At 58.6% G+C, this 14,144-nt stretch carries 10 protein-coding genes and 1 pseudogene; 8 read left to right on the top strand and 3 right to left on the bottom strand.

Going from position 1 to position 14,144, the window contains the following annotated elements; translation table 11 throughout:
- Window positions 1–36: 36 nt before the first annotated feature.
- The 7 genes from G8E10_RS23885 (at window position 37) to G8E10_RS23855 (ending at window position 6,600) form a co-directional block, all read left to right on the top strand.
- Window positions 37–888, top strand: coding sequence for a glycine betaine ABC transporter substrate-binding protein (locus G8E10_RS23885; protein WP_167130937.1), 852 nt, complete (start codon window positions 37–39; stop codon window positions 886–888).
- A 90-nt stretch (window positions 889–978) separates the two neighbouring features.
- Window positions 979–2,067 carry a quaternary amine ABC transporter ATP-binding protein gene (locus G8E10_RS23880; RefSeq protein WP_167130936.1) on the top strand — a complete coding sequence of 363 codons (1,089 nt, stop codon included), beginning with the start codon at window positions 979–981 and terminating at the stop codon, window positions 2,065–2,067.
- Window positions 2,068–2,081: 14 nt separating this feature from the next.
- Complete coding sequence (locus G8E10_RS23875; RefSeq protein WP_167130935.1) at window positions 2,082–2,930, top strand: ABC transporter permease; 849 nt, start codon at window positions 2,082–2,084, stop codon at window positions 2,928–2,930.
- A complete protein-coding gene (locus G8E10_RS23870) occupies window positions 2,927–3,778 on the top strand; it encodes an ABC transporter permease (protein ID WP_167130934.1) in 852 nt (283 codons plus the stop codon). The genes G8E10_RS23875 and G8E10_RS23870 overlap by 4 nt, the downstream gene beginning before the upstream one ends.
- A 15-nt stretch (window positions 3,779–3,793) precedes the next feature.
- Window positions 3,794–4,792, top strand: coding sequence for a 4-hydroxyproline epimerase (locus G8E10_RS23865; RefSeq protein WP_167130933.1), 999 nt, complete (start codon window positions 3,794–3,796; stop codon window positions 4,790–4,792).
- A 10-nt stretch (window positions 4,793–4,802) separates the two neighbouring features.
- Complete coding sequence (locus G8E10_RS23860; protein ID WP_167130932.1) at window positions 4,803–5,594, top strand: pyrroline-5-carboxylate reductase family protein; 792 nt, start codon at window positions 4,803–4,805, stop codon at window positions 5,592–5,594.
- A 13-nt stretch (window positions 5,595–5,607) separates the two neighbouring features.
- Window positions 5,608–6,600 (top strand): GlxA family transcriptional regulator, encoded by a 993-nt coding sequence (locus tag G8E10_RS23855; protein WP_167130931.1) that lies wholly within the window; start codon window positions 5,608–5,610, stop codon window positions 6,598–6,600.
- Between the two features lie 162 nt (window positions 6,601–6,762).
- Here G8E10_RS23855 and G8E10_RS23850 read toward each other — a convergent pair whose 3' ends face one another.
- From G8E10_RS23850 to G8E10_RS23840, 3 genes are all read right to left on the bottom strand, one after another.
- Window positions 6,763–7,857, bottom strand: a complete 1,095-nt coding sequence (locus G8E10_RS23850; RefSeq protein WP_167130973.1) for a nucleotidyltransferase family protein — start codon at window positions 7,855–7,857, stop codon at window positions 6,763–6,765.
- 154 nt (window positions 7,858–8,011) lie between these two features.
- Entirely contained in the window at window positions 8,012–9,118 is a 1,107-nt protein-coding gene (locus tag G8E10_RS23845) for a Fic family protein (protein WP_132449629.1), read from the bottom strand.
- Between the two features lie 259 nt (window positions 9,119–9,377).
- Window positions 9,378–10,343 carry an NAD-dependent epimerase/dehydratase family protein gene (locus G8E10_RS23840; protein ID WP_167130930.1) on the bottom strand — a complete coding sequence of 322 codons (966 nt, stop codon included), beginning with the start codon at window positions 10,341–10,343 and terminating at the stop codon, window positions 9,378–9,380.
- A 272-nt stretch (window positions 10,344–10,615) separates the two neighbouring features.
- On the opposite strand from G8E10_RS23840, the pseudogene G8E10_RS23835 reads away from it, so the two are divergent.
- Window positions 10,616–13,007 (top strand): annotated as a pseudogene (locus G8E10_RS23835) (hypothetical protein).
- The last annotated feature ends 1,137 nt before the right edge of the window (window positions 13,008–14,144 follow it).

The raw sequence follows: 14,144 nt of genomic DNA, 5'->3' as shown, positions 1-14,144 counted from the left end.
AAACAATAACGGGAACAAAAAACAGGAGCCAAGAGCATGAACATCCTATGGAAAGCCCTCTGCGCCGCCGCAGTGGTCGGCATGAGCCTGACGGCCGCGCATGCGGAAGAAAAATCGATCACCATCGGGACGATGTCCTGGGAAGACCTGACCCCGATCACCGGCATCACCAAGAAAGTGCTCGAGGATTCCGGCTACACCGTCAAGGTCGTACCATTCTCCGAATGGGGTATCGCCTATGCAGCACTCGCCAAGGGCGACGTACAGATCATGGCCTCCCAGACGGATTACGTTGCCCAGGATTACTGGAACAAGAACAAGAAGCGGCTGGAAAAGATCTCGCCGGTCTCTCACGGGCTGTTCCAAGGCGTGGCCGTGCCGAAGTACGTACCCATCGATTCGATGGACCAGTTGAATGAAAACGCCGAGAAGCTCGGCGGCAAGATCGTCGGCATCGAGCCTGGCGCTGGCCTCATGAAGGACACCAGCAATGCGGTCAAGGACTACGACCTGAAGCTTCAACTCGTCGAGGGCAGCACAGCCGCTATGACTGCGGCACTAAAGTCAGCCACCGATCGCAAGGAATGGATTGCCTTGACGATCTGGGAGCCTTCCTGGATGGCACAGAAGTTCGATATCAAGTTCCTTGCCGATCCGAAAGGCGTCTTCCCTCCGCCGCAGAGCTACTACTGGATCGGCCAGAAGGGCTTCTCCGCAGAGAACCCGCATGCGCGTGAAGTCATTGCAAGCGTCTATGTGCCGTTGGCCGACATCACTGCGATCAACAGCGCCGTCAACGAAGGCAAGACCATGGACGAGGCTATCAAGGGCTGGACCGACACCCATGTCGACCTCCTGAAGCGCTGGGAGAACATCAAGTCCGAATAGAACCGTACTCCGGGCAGCCGCGAGGCCGGCTGCCCGACTTTCGGATCCACAACCAAGAACGTCCGTGCAAAACGGGCCGCGGGGAACGCAATGACCCATTCCAAGCAGCATGAGAGCGATGTCCTGATCGACTGCCAGTCGGTTTGGAAGATCTTCGGTGCCCGCGCGAAAGCGGCCGTCGATGCCGTCCAGCGAGATGGCCTGAGCAAGACGCAGATCCTCAACGACTATGATTGCGTGGTCGGCGTTTCCGACGCGAGCCTCCAGGTCAGACGCGGTGAGATCTTCTGCATCATGGGCCTGTCCGGTAGCGGCAAATCCACCCTGGTACGCCTTCTCAACAGGCTGATCGAGCCGAGCCTGGGACGAATTACGGTCAAGGGGAAGGACATCTCCGCGCTGAATGCGGCAGAGCTGCGCGATATGCGTGCCCGCCATATCGGCATGGTGTTTCAGAGCGTCGCGCTCTTGCCCAATCGCACGGTTCTCGAGAACGCGGCATTCGGCCTCGAAGTCCGCGGGGTCGGCAAGGGAGAGCGCTTCAAGACGGCGCGTGCCGCGCTCGACAAGGTCGGCTTGTCTGATTGGACCGGGCGATACCCGTCCCAATTATCTGGCGGCATGCAGCAGCGCGTCGGCCTTGCCCGCGCGATCGCGGCGGATCCCGAAATCATTCTCATGGACGAGCCCTTCAGCGCGCTCGATCCGCTGATCCGCCGCCAGCTTCAGGACGAGTTCCGGCAGTTGACGAAATCGCTCGGCAAGTCTGCCGTGTTCATCACCCACGATCTCGAAGAAGCCATCCGCATCGGCGACCGCATAGCGATCATGAAGGACGGTGTGATTGTCCAGGTCGGCGATGCCGAGGAGATCGTGACACGCCCGGCCGACGACTACGTGGCTGAATTTGTCGGCGGCATCTCGCGGGTTCATCTCGTAAAGGCGCACTCGATCATGATTCCGGTCGCGCAGTACCTCAGTGGTCCGCACACGGACATCGGGGCGCTGGTACGCACCACACCGGAAGCAGACATCGGAGCGCTCATAGACCTCACGCTGCAGTCGGGTCGTGATGCCATCGCCGTGGTCGATGACAGCGAAGTGGTCGGCATCGTCACGACGCGCGCGATCCTCGGTGGAGTCTCCGGAAGCCACATCGCTACGCTGGCTGCGGCCTAGTTCGGGAGGACGACATGGATACCACTGTCATCACCGACGTCTTCGACGAGCGGATCGACGATGCCCTTATCTGGATCGGCGACAACGCTGCGTTTCTCTTCGACGGGATCAGAGCAGCTCTCGAAGGCACATATGAGGCCATCCTCTGGCTTGTCTCACTGCCACCCTTCTACGTGATGGCGCTGCTGGTTGGGGTTCTCGGATGGCGGCTGATCCGCTGGCAGGCAGGTCTTCTGGCTGGAGTGGCGCTTGTCACCTGCGCCGCCATGGGCCTCTGGTCGGAAACAATGAGCACGCTCGCGCTCGTCGCAACGGCTACGATGATGGCGCTCCTGATTGGCATTCCGCTCGGCATCATCGCGGGCTTCGTGCGAACCTTTGACAGAATCCTGCAGCCGTCTCTCGATCTCATCCAGACGCTGCCGCCCTACATCTACCTTCTACCAGCCATCGCCCTCATGGGATACGGCCCCGCCACGGCTTTGCTTGCGACCGTGATCGTGGCGATGCCACCGGTGGTCCGGCTGACCTCGCTCGGCATCCGTCGCACACCGCACGCCTTCATCGAACTCGGTCATGCGAGCGGCCTCACGCCTTGGCAGATGTTTGCGAAGATCCGCATGCCGTTTGCCGTACCGAGCATGATGGCCGGGATCAACCAGAGCCTGATGATGGCCTTCGGCATGGTGGTCATTGCCGGGATCGTGGGCTCCGGCGGGCTCGGAGAGACGATCTACAGCGCGGTGCGAACCCTCGACATCGCCACATCGATCAATGCGGCGATCGCCATCGTCATCCTGACCATGATCATCGACCGGCTAACGCAGAGCGCGGCAGCCCTTGCCAAGGGAGCCGCATCATGAACGCCGATCTCATTCGGTTTTCGCCGGGCGCCTTGCTCGCGCCGGTCGTTGATTGGTTGAACGCCAACTTCCACCCTTTCTTCGATCTCGTGACGCGTATCATCGAGACGACGCTCGGCGCCCTTGAGACCATCCTCCTCATCCTCCCGGCCTACGCCGTCATCGCAATCGTCGTTATTTTTTCTGGTCTTCTCGTCAACATCCGGGTCGCCATCGTCAGCGGCATCGCGCTCGGCTTCTGTTTCTTCTCAGGCCTTTGGGAGGCTTCCATGCAGACGCTTGTGCTCGTCACCGTCTCAGTCTGTATATCGGTCATCATCGCCTTTCCGATCGGGGTTCTTGCCGCACGCAACCGCACCTTCGAAGCCGTGATCCGCCCAATGCTCGACGTGATGCAGACGGTTCCGCCGTGGGTCTATCTGATCCCCGCCGTGATGATCTTCAGCCTCGGCCGCGTGCCGGCCATCATCGCCACCATCGTCTACGGAATACCGCCCATGCTCCGACTGACGACACTCGCCTTCCAGCAGGTGCCCAAGGATCTTCTCGAACTCGGACAGGCGACGGGGGCATCCCCACGCTCGATCCTCTTCAAGATCGAGATCCCTTCAGCGACCCCGACACTTCTCGTCGGCCTTAATCAGTGCATCCTGCTCTCGCTCGCTATTGTCGTGCTTGCTGGTCTCGTCGGCGCGGGAGGTCTGGGAGCGGAAGTCACGCGCGGTCTTACGCGCATGGAGATGGGTCTGGGCCTTCGCGCGGGCCTTGCTATCGTGGCGCTTGCCATTCTTCTAGACCGGCTGTCGCGCGGCGCGCTGCAGCAGCGTGACATGACAGAAATTCAGTGAAAGACGAGGTTCCCGATGCGACGCAGCTTCTTCTGCATCGACGCCCACACTTGCGGTAACCCGGTGCGACTGGTGGCAGGCGGCGGACCGATCCTTCCGCACCTCGCTATCGCCGAGAGGCGGGACATCTTCGTTGCCAAGCACGACTGGGTGAGGCAGGCGCTTATGTTCGAGCCCCGCGGCCATGACATCATGTCGGGTGCGATCCTCTATCCGGCCTATCGCGAAGACTGCGACATCGCCGTGCTATTCATCGAGGTCAGCGGCTGCTTGCCAATGTGTGGGGCGGGCACCATCGGCCTTGTAACGGCAGCGATCGAGGAAGGGCTCCTCGTGCCCCGTGTCGAAGGCTGCGTTTCGCTCGAGACACCAGCCGGAAAAGTCGACGTGACCTACGAGAAAACTGGCGACGCCGTGACCTCTGTCCGCATGTACAACGTCCCGAGCTACCTGCATGCGAGCGACATAGAGGTCGATGTGCCGAACCATGGCCGACTGACAGTCGATATCGCCTATGGCGGCAATTTCTACGCGGTCATAGAACCGCAGTCATCCTGGTCCGGCCTTGACGGGATGAATGCTGGCGAGATCGTTGATCTCAGTGTCCGGCTACAGGATGCGCTTGCGGAGATTTGCGACCCTGTGCATCCGGAGAACTCCAGCATTCGAGGCGTACACCACGCCATCTGGTGCGATCAATCCACGAGCCCGAACGCGGACGGTCGCGGTGCCGTCTTCTACGGCGACAAGGCTATCGATCGTTCTCCTGGAGGAACCGGCACGTCGGCACGGATGGCGCAACTCCATGGCAAGGGCCGTCTTCCCATCGGGAAGATCTTCCGGCAGGAAAGCCTCATCGGCACGGTGTTTGAGGGTCGGTTGGAAGAGCAGGTCGAGGTCGGGCCATTCCGTGGCGTACGACCCAGCGTATCAGGTTGGGCAAGGATTATCGGCCACAATACTATCTTCGTTGACGACCGTGACCCGCTGAAGCATGGCTTCCAGATAAGATGAGTGAACTGATATGATGGACCTCGGAAAGGTCGGCCTCATTGGCGGGGCCGGATGGCTGGGCGGCGCGATCGCCGCCAGGCTGATTGAGACGGGGCGGCTGACACCCGACAGGTTGATCTGCTCCTATCGCCGTACCCGACCGGACGACGATCTCGGCTGCGCATGGACGACGGACAACGTCGCACTGGCAGGCGCTGCCGATACTATCATGCTTTGCGTGCGGCCGGATGACTGGCCCACCATCCGAATCGAGGCTGCCGACAAGCTCGTTATCTCCGTCATGGCCGGAGTCCCGCTCAAGCAGATAGCAGCAAGAACGAAGTCCCGACGCGTCGCGCGTGCTCTGCCGAATGCAGCCGTCGGGATCGGCTTTGGATACACGCCATACCATTTAGCGAGCGAGGACGCATCGGACGCGGCGAGGATCGAGGCCATATTCAAATGTGGAGGCCTGGTAGACCGCGTCCTCGACGAGGATCATATCGATTACTTCACGGCAATGTCCGGCTCGGGAGCCGCCTTCCCTGCGCTCCTCACCGATGCCTTGGCAGCAGCCGCGATAAAGCATGGCATCCCTGAGACTATCGCTCATCGGGCGGCGCAGCAGGTGCTGATTGCAGCGGGCCGGCTTCAGGAGACGTCGGGCGACTCGGTGTCCCAGACAGTCCAGTCCTTCATCGACTATGAGGGCACAACGGCGGCAGGTATACTCGCGATGCGTCGAAACGGTTTCGACGAAATCGTGGACCGAGGCCTCTGGGTCGCCTATCGGAAGGCGCTGTCGATGTCGTCCGGCCGCTGAACTTGGAGTCGCCATGACATCGTTGGATCCTGATGTGCCGCGGTTGAAGATAGGCTTCGTGCTGGCCAAGTCCTTCACGCTATCAGCATTCGCATTGTTCATCGACACATTGCGGCTCGCCAGCGACGAATTCGACCGCTCGGGACGCGTGCTTGCGGACTGGGAGGTCCTTGCGAGCAGTCGCAATCTGATCGCGTCAAGCTGTGGCGTGAAGGTCGCTCCGACGTCCGACTTTACCGATCCTCGACAGTTCACCTACATCGTCGTTGTCGGTGGCCTCCTCAACAGCGAAGTTACGATCGACCGGGTGACGATGGACTTCCTCAAGAAGGCCGCTACTGCGAACGTGTCACTGATCGGCGTCTGCACGGGCTCGTTCATCCTTGCCGAAGCAGGCCTGATGAAATTGCATCGTACCTGCGTCAGTTGGCTACACTACAACGCTTTCCGCGAGCGCTTCCCTGACCACGAAGTCCGTTCCGACCGAATTTTCAATCTCGACCGCAGCCGGGGCTCATGCGCTGGCGGTAGCAGCGCGGCCGACATGGCCGCGATGATCGTGCGCAAGCACATCAGTCGGGAAGCCGAGCGCAATGCGATGGAAGTCCTGCAGATCGACAAGGCACGCACCGCGCTCGCGATCCAGCCACGCCGCCCGCTTTCGCTTGAAAGTAAGGATCCTCGCATTCAGGCCGTGCTCATCGCGATGGACCGCCACATCGAGGGCAAGGTGCCGATCGAAGAACTCGCCGCGTCCGTTGGCTTGTCCCGCCGTCATCTGGAACGCATGTTCCTCGCTGAACTCGCTATGAGCCCCGCCCTCGTCTATCGCCGCCTGAGACTTGAGCGGGCCAAGCAGCTACTGCTGGAAACAGATACTTCCATGATCGAAATTGCGCTTGATGTCGGCTTTGAAAACGCCTCCAATTTCTCGCGCGCCTTCCTCCAGGTGTTCGGCCAGACACCGTCAAGGCTGCGAGCGCTGCGCTCAGTTGGCGTGGGCTGACGCGGCCCCCTCAACGTGCTTCATCCATGATGAATTCCGAAGAGGTTCGGTTCCAGTTCTCCTTCTACTCCCATCGCCTTGAACAGAATCGGACTCTCGGCACCCTATTTGTGTGAGCCACTTCCAACGAGATCAACAGCTTGGCATTCAATTCAAGTACGTCTATTCGCCGAACGGAAGTTCAATTGCTTCTCGGTTTTTCTTTGCGCCGTCGATTAGGACAGTTTTGAACCGGTCTGCATCTGGTGCCGGCAGCATCCCCGCCCCAATTCGGATAGCGTCTTGCCACGCAGGGCCGCGCTCCCACGCTTCGTTGTAGACGAGGGCCAAGTCAGCGGATCGCCTTGTCTGCTGCAGCGCCTCGAAAAGCAGCGCGGCCTGACGAATGTCCTTCTCGCGCTTCGCTGGCCCTTGCCCGTCGGTGTGCCGACGGCTGGCGACTATGAGCTTATGGACGGCATACCGAGGCGGATCAGGGACAACGACTGGGATGCCGCTTCGGTGGAGCAGGATTGTCCTGACCGGTTCCCTGATGAGAAAGTCGAGAAAGCGCAGTGGATCCGCGCTAGCACCGCCAAGAGCAGGCATCTTCGCTGGCTGATCGACGTAGTCGTCCGAGCCACGGTTCGATGTCAGGAATTCAACTCTGTAGCCGTCGGCATTCTGAAACGCTGACGAGGCCCCTGATCCCGATCTATGTGGAACGGGCAGGAAACTGGCGTCGACGTGCTGCAGCAACTCCACGATCGGAGGCAGACTATCTTCAACCTCTCGACTGATGGCATAATCCTGAGCGATGTCCGCATCGCCGGTCAGTATGGCAGCCATGGGAAGGCGCACGCCCAGCAGCCCTGAATAGCATTGAAAGGCCACCGTGCCTATGAGAACACCACGGAGTCGAAAGAGCCCCCCATCGGCAAGAGCTTCGACAATGTCGCCCGACATGGCGTCGGGGGAAATCATCCCACCTTCGCGGGTCAGGCTATTTACCAACCGCCTGCGAGCGCGTAGGTCGTCCTTGTCCCGCTTATGATCAGATACGCGTTGTGCTATATCCGGATCGTCAGCAGGACCAACATAGCGACGTTTGGTACCACCGTGTCCATCCGGGATGTCGAAGTACCAATACTTGCGTCCCTTGATGGTCGCAGGGGTAAATCGCCCCTCTGGAGGGAAATCAGCCGTCCAAGCGGCGTCAAGCGAGCGCTGACCTAGCTCGGCGAGCATAGTCTGGTACATGAGGTCGACAGATTTCATAAGCTCGACTCCGGCGTTATACTGTTTTTCAAAAACAGTATAACGCTCGAAAGGATAGGTCGCAATACGGGACGTAAGTTCTCCGCCTTGAACGGATACGAACCGCCGTTCACTAGATAATGACTTTGGTGTTGTTCATTGGAGTGGCAGCGATTTATTTCTGCAATGATAGTGAGTACCGAGTATGCCGACGTTCACCCCTACGCGTCAGTGCACCGATCTCCACGAGCTGCTGAAGGTCGCGTGTTGCTGTAGCGCGGGATGTATCTGTGATCGAGATATAGTTCTCGGCACTTAGACCTCCCTTGAAACCAGCTGTGCCTTCCTTGAAGATACGCGCGACTACCTTTTCTTGCCGCTCGTTCAGCTTGTCCCGAAAACGATCATAGAACTTTGCTTTATGGATGAAGAAATCTACGCGCTCAAGCGTCGCCCGTTGAGCATCCAGGATAGTCTCTGAAAAGAAAATGACCCAGTCGGTGATATCAAGCGTGCGCTGGTGCCGTTCAAGCTCTGAGTAATAGGCCTTCCGACGCTTCTCGATTGTGAAGGCGAGTGAAATGAGGCTTGGTTGCCCTATGTTTTGCGCCAGGGATTTCTCGGCGAGCGCGCGTCCAATTCGGCCGTTGCCATCCTCAAATGGATGTATGCTTTCAAAGTAAAGGTGTCCTAATGCGGCGCGTGCCAAAGCTTGAAGCGACGTTTGACAATCTGGCCCGGATTGATTGAACCATTTGATGAAGGTCTCCATCTCAGCGGCAACCTGACGAGATGGGGGAGCCTCAAAGTGGATAGTGGGTTTGTCCAATCGACCTGATACGATCTGCATGGCGTCTTCATGCGTGCGGTAAGCACCAACCGTTTCAATATATCGGTTTCCGGCCATCAGCATTGAATGCCAGTGGAACAGTCCCTCATGACACAGCGGCCTATGCCAACTTCGATAGACATCCGCCATCATCTCGGCGATTCCCCGCTCCTGGGGGCGGATCTGTCTATCATCAGTGTTCAGCCCGAACTGCCGGCGGAGTGATGACTGGACACTCACGCGGTCCAGAAACTCCCCCTCAATCTCTGAGGTCTTGACCGCTTCGTCGCTCAGCAACTCAATGCGAAGTTGGTTGCTGTCGTCATCGTTGAAATGTCGAACAGCACCGATAACCTCGCCGGCGGACTGCAAGAATTTCTGCTCCAACGGTACTAGGCTTGCGCTGTCGTATCTGAAGTTTGGCCAGTCAGTGTTTTGCCAGTTCCATTTCATGAGCTATAGAATTCCTCTCTATAACTCATAATTATTGCCCAGAATGAGCTATTGCAAGCCCGCCTATCGCTCAATACCACATTCTGCAGCCTCCACCCAAGAGGCAGCGATCGACAGGCAACCTCTTACCCTAAACACATTTTGATAAAGCTCGCCTCATATTCCCAATCGCTCACATGGTATGATTGCTGGTAGGAGCTCTAACCATCGATAAGTACGGCTTATCGGTGGCATATAATCCACGCTGAAGCCAATATACTTACCCGATTGGTGCCTCTACCTCATCCTTTGCGATGAGCCACGTGACCGCTTCCTGTACGGCTTGCAGCGATGTGTGCCGGGGGACGAAACCTAGGAGACGCCGCGCTTTTTCCACCGAGCAGTTTGGGCTGCGCGCAATATGCTCCCATGTGGCTTTCGCGTCTTCGGCATTCTGGCCAGCAGCCCATTGGTCATAGGGAAGGAATTCCAGATCCGGTTCGTGACCGAACCAACGCAACATGCTCTCCGCATATCCGCGCAGCGTCAGAGCCTTGTCGGAAACCGCGTGGAAGGCCTCGCCGATTGCCGTTGCACGAGAGGAGATGGCCGCCATGAACAAGCGGGCGACATCTTCCGCATGGACATGATGAACCGTCTCCAGGCCGAAGTTCGGCAGGACGAGTGTTTCACCCCGCGCCAGCATCGAAAACACCTGCGAATTGAAGTTGCCCTGCGGGTTGAGCGGGGCCCAGCCCGGTCCGACGATGTGGCCGGGATGAAGAATAGTCACGGGAAACCCGTCCTGATGCGCCTTCTTCAACAGGTAGGTCTCGATCTCGGCTTTCTTCACCCCATAGTCGCCGAGGGGATATTTTGCTGCGTCTTCAACGGTCGGCACAGCAACAGACGTGCCGTGGGTCCAGATCGTGCCTGTGTGAAGGAAATGACCGACGTGACCAGCCAGTGCTTCAACAAGCATTTCAGCGCTGGGTTTTGTGAAGCAAATCATGTCGATGACGATGTCGGGCTTCAGAGACAGGATATCCTTGCCAAAAGTACTGGCGCGCTCCAGTGCCTCCCGATCCATTTGCAGACGTTCGACCTGACGCCAGGCCGTGTGCGGCTGGTAGGGTTCGGCCAAGCCACGACTGATGGCGACAACCTTATACCCTGCGTCAACGAGGGCGGGAACAAGGTAGGTCCCGACATGCCCCGTTGCTCCAATCACGATCACACGGGTCATAACGTCACCTGACTGCCTGGTTGATGGAGGCTCGTGTTCGGGAACGCGCATCTGTCGCTCCGGTTCCGAACGGTCCGAACGGTCCGAACGCCTTAAAATCTTAAGTTACATGGAGCTGCGCAAGGTGCAGCACAGGATCGGGCGCTTCCAAACGGGTCAGACAGCTCCGAAACTACATTCTCATTGTCTTATACACGCTCTGTTAACATTATCGCATTAGCAGGCGTGCCCCGGCCTTAGGTCGGCGATGTTCGACCAACTGCGGATGCCTTATGCGAAAGCACATTGCCTCACCCCAAACCCTCCAGCGCATGATTACCCAGTTCTGCCAAGCGGGGATCGCTTCCGTGGCAACACCACGAGACTGCCAGAACATTCAGCGCTTCATGCTTGCCCTCATCGCCGAAAAAGCCCCGTCGCCCATGATGAACACAGGGCGCACCGCGGACTGGCGGCAGATTGCAGATGAATGTGATCTCCAGCACGACCTGTCGCCGAGGCTTAAGCGGGCGATGCAGCCAGGACTGGATGCGATCGAACGCTGGATACGCGACGTCAGCGAGGCGGAGCCGGTTCTAGCTCCCTCTCAGCAAGCACGGCCGCGCCCGCGGACGACGACTATGGGCAAGACGGCGGAGGCTAAACGATCAGTCAAAGGCGCGCCGCCATCGAGATCGTCAACGTCGCAGCCAACGATGATATCCGTGTCGCCATCGTCTCGGTTGAAGCCTGAACCGGATCCGCGACCAATCGACCCCTTCCCCGAGCCGCTCTTCAGCCAAGGGCAGGATCCCGCCTCTTTCCAGGAGGCACTCAGCTACCAGATCCGTCGTTTTGGCGAGACCTACTACAGCCTGCATAAGACCGTCGTTCGTCCAAGCGAGACCTTTGACAAGAATACGCTTCTGAGCTGGATCACCGGCATGAGACGCAGAGGACGCTGGAAAGCCTCGACATCCTCAACCGTATTGAAGCCCGCTATCGCCTTCCCCAAGGATACTTCAAAGCCAAACTGCCGCATGCCGCGCGCGCAGCATCGGGCCATGACGTCGGCAGCGACATCGGTCCAGCGGAACGCCGTCGATTGGTCTGGCATCTTCCGGACGACTTCAACAGTCTGCCCCATGCCAAGCGCGAGGAGATCCTTGAATGGGTCCGCCGCGTCATTATTACCGGCGCCACCGACTACAGGCGATATCAGGCAGCAGCCGTGCGTCAGCGATACGCCATACGCTTTCCCGGAATAGCCTATGGCGGCGGCCCATCGACCAGTTGCAACCTCCTCACAAGTGTGGACGATGCAGATGAAGACGATGTCACGTCGATCGAGGATCCGGATCTCCTGTCCGGCGTGTTCGATGCGCCGCCAGCCCTTGCGATGGAAATGGCCGATCTCGTTAGCTTCAAGACATCGACGCTGACAGCCCTCGGGTTTCAGCGCCACGGGGTGTGGGGTGAGGAAACGGCGTCCCAGAAGATCGAGCATCTCGGCCTGATGTTCGGTGCCCTTGCCGCCTCTCCTGGCAGTGCCGTGCGCGGGCGTGGTGTGCCGCTGCCGCACCTGACCTTCGGCATGCTGGTCTTTCCCGGCATCTGGGACTGGTATGTGCAGTGGCGTGAACGCCGCCGTGCTTCTACACTGCCTGGGAGGTCGACATGCTGAACGTCGCACTTTCGTTGACCCGGGAAGGCACAGGCTGGCTGCGACAACATCCCGAACTTTTGCAGCGCGTACGTGCCGTGCCCGGCCTGATTTCGCAAGCCGAGATCGATGACGCGCGCAGCGACTGGCATGCCGCCTGCGAACGTTTCTTCCAGTATGCCCGTCATCGCTCGAAGGAGATCCAGCGGGTCATGCGCGTCCACCGTGATCCGTTCGAGCCGATCATGCCGGTTCTGGAGGCGGCAAGCCCGCTTGCCGAGTATCGCAAGATCACGGAGGAGATCGTTCAGCGGATGCCGGATGAACGCCGGTATCCGCGGGCTGTGGCCGAATCCGTGCGTGCTTTCCTGATGTTGCGTCTCGGCCTGCATCTGGGGCTTCGCCAGAAGAACCTGCGCCAGCTCCTGCTCTGCCCTCGCGGTCATTTTCCACGCTCCGAGCGGCGGCTGGAAGAACTGAAGCGGGGCGAGCTGCGCTGGAACGACCGCGAGCGGGGCTGGGAAGTGCTCATTCCGGCCAACGCCTTCAAGAATGCCCACTCGTCGTTCTTCGGCTCGAAACCTTTCCGGCTGGTTCTGCCCGATCTTTTGGGTCTCTACACGCATCTTGACGCCTATGTCGCGCGACACCGCAGTGTCCTTCTTGGAAACGCGCGCGATCCCGAAACTTTCTTCGTCAAGACGGTGAAGACCACCAGCAAGGATGCGGCCTACGACCAGACGACTTTCTACGAGGCTTGGCGGCTGACCATCCAGCGGTACGGGATCTACAATCCCTACACCGGCCGCGGTGCGATCGAAGGCCTGCTGCCACACGGGCCGCACAATGTTCGCGATGTGCTCGCCACCCATATCTTAAAGCAGACCGGCTCCTACGAGCAGGCAAGCTATGCCTTCCAGGACACACCCGACATGGTCGCAAGGCACTATGGCCGCTTCCTGCCGCAGGATAAGGCGGCGCTGGCGGCGAAGATCCTCAATCAGGTTTGGCAGGCGGCGTGAGGTACATGTGCTCTGCGCGCAAGCGCGGATCCCTATGGCCCTACCGTCAATGGCAGTGGGCTTGACCGGTCTTCCTGTTCATATGACAGCACTGTCCGGGTGGAGAATCTTTACGGCAACCTCCACCATGAGCCTCCAGGCTCGTCGTGTGGCACAGTGAAAGGATGAAGCCTGCAATGGCTACGCAGCGTGTTATCACCATCCACCTGCCCTCCGGTTGGCTGCACGATCTCCGCATCGTCTGCCTCTCGCGTCCCGCTGCCAGGAGTACTGACAATTTCCTTGATACGTCGGGTAAGACGGTGCCCCGCAATCGTTGTTGGCACAAATTGCGACGGCTGTTCCAACCAATGCGATAGCCACGATTGCAGCAGCAGCCTGGTCCTGCTGCTGCACCATTGCCGGGCAATCGTAGGTTTGGATTCCACGTCGATTCAGCTCGACCGCAATCTGCTGCTGGAAAACAGGATCCATAGCCTGCAGAAATGTACGGCATAGGGAAGCCTGGCTGACGGCTTTAGGATTCCTGGCAAACTCAGCTTGAGTAGTGGTTGTGCAGCTCGCCAAGGCAAGCGTCATCGATGCGGCTAACGCGAGCCGCGCAAATTGCTTAAATTTCAACGTTGTCCCCTCAGATAACGAGGAGATCATCGCACAACTTTACGAAGAGTCGATAGTCACTTACGGGAAGTCGAAGCTTTCTCTTTGACAAGCGGTAGATTTTAGGATTTTCCCCTAGAACTGGGGTAATAGGTTTTGTTTCCGATCAATATAAGCGTCTTATGAGTAGGCCCACGGCTGAAAATTGCGGGTTGATTGAAGAAGGTCGTTGAAGGAAGAAACATTCCGTCGGTCAACCGTGACATGAATTTGGTGATCGAACTCATGAGTTTGAGCGCGCATTGGACTTGAACGAACTGCACGCGATATAAGGGGGCAGTTAAATCAGGATTCAGGACCACTTACGAATGGTCAGCAGCATCTCCAGATTGCCGCGAGCATCACAGTAGGCTTCCGATCTTGTAAGACCCTCCCCGAAGTAAACCACGCGATCTCTTATCCCAGCGACCGGCTCTGTAACAAGAGATGGCGCGCGGTGAAAAGGTCGAGATGCCCGCCACCGACGTTCTTGAACAT

This window comes from Ferranicluibacter rubi (genome assembly GCF_011603255.1).
Taxonomy (GTDB): domain Bacteria; phylum Pseudomonadota; class Alphaproteobacteria; order Rhizobiales; family Rhizobiaceae; genus Ferranicluibacter; species Ferranicluibacter rubi.
Note: the sequence above shows the minus strand (reverse complement) of the source record. Positions and strands in the feature narration are given on the sequence as shown.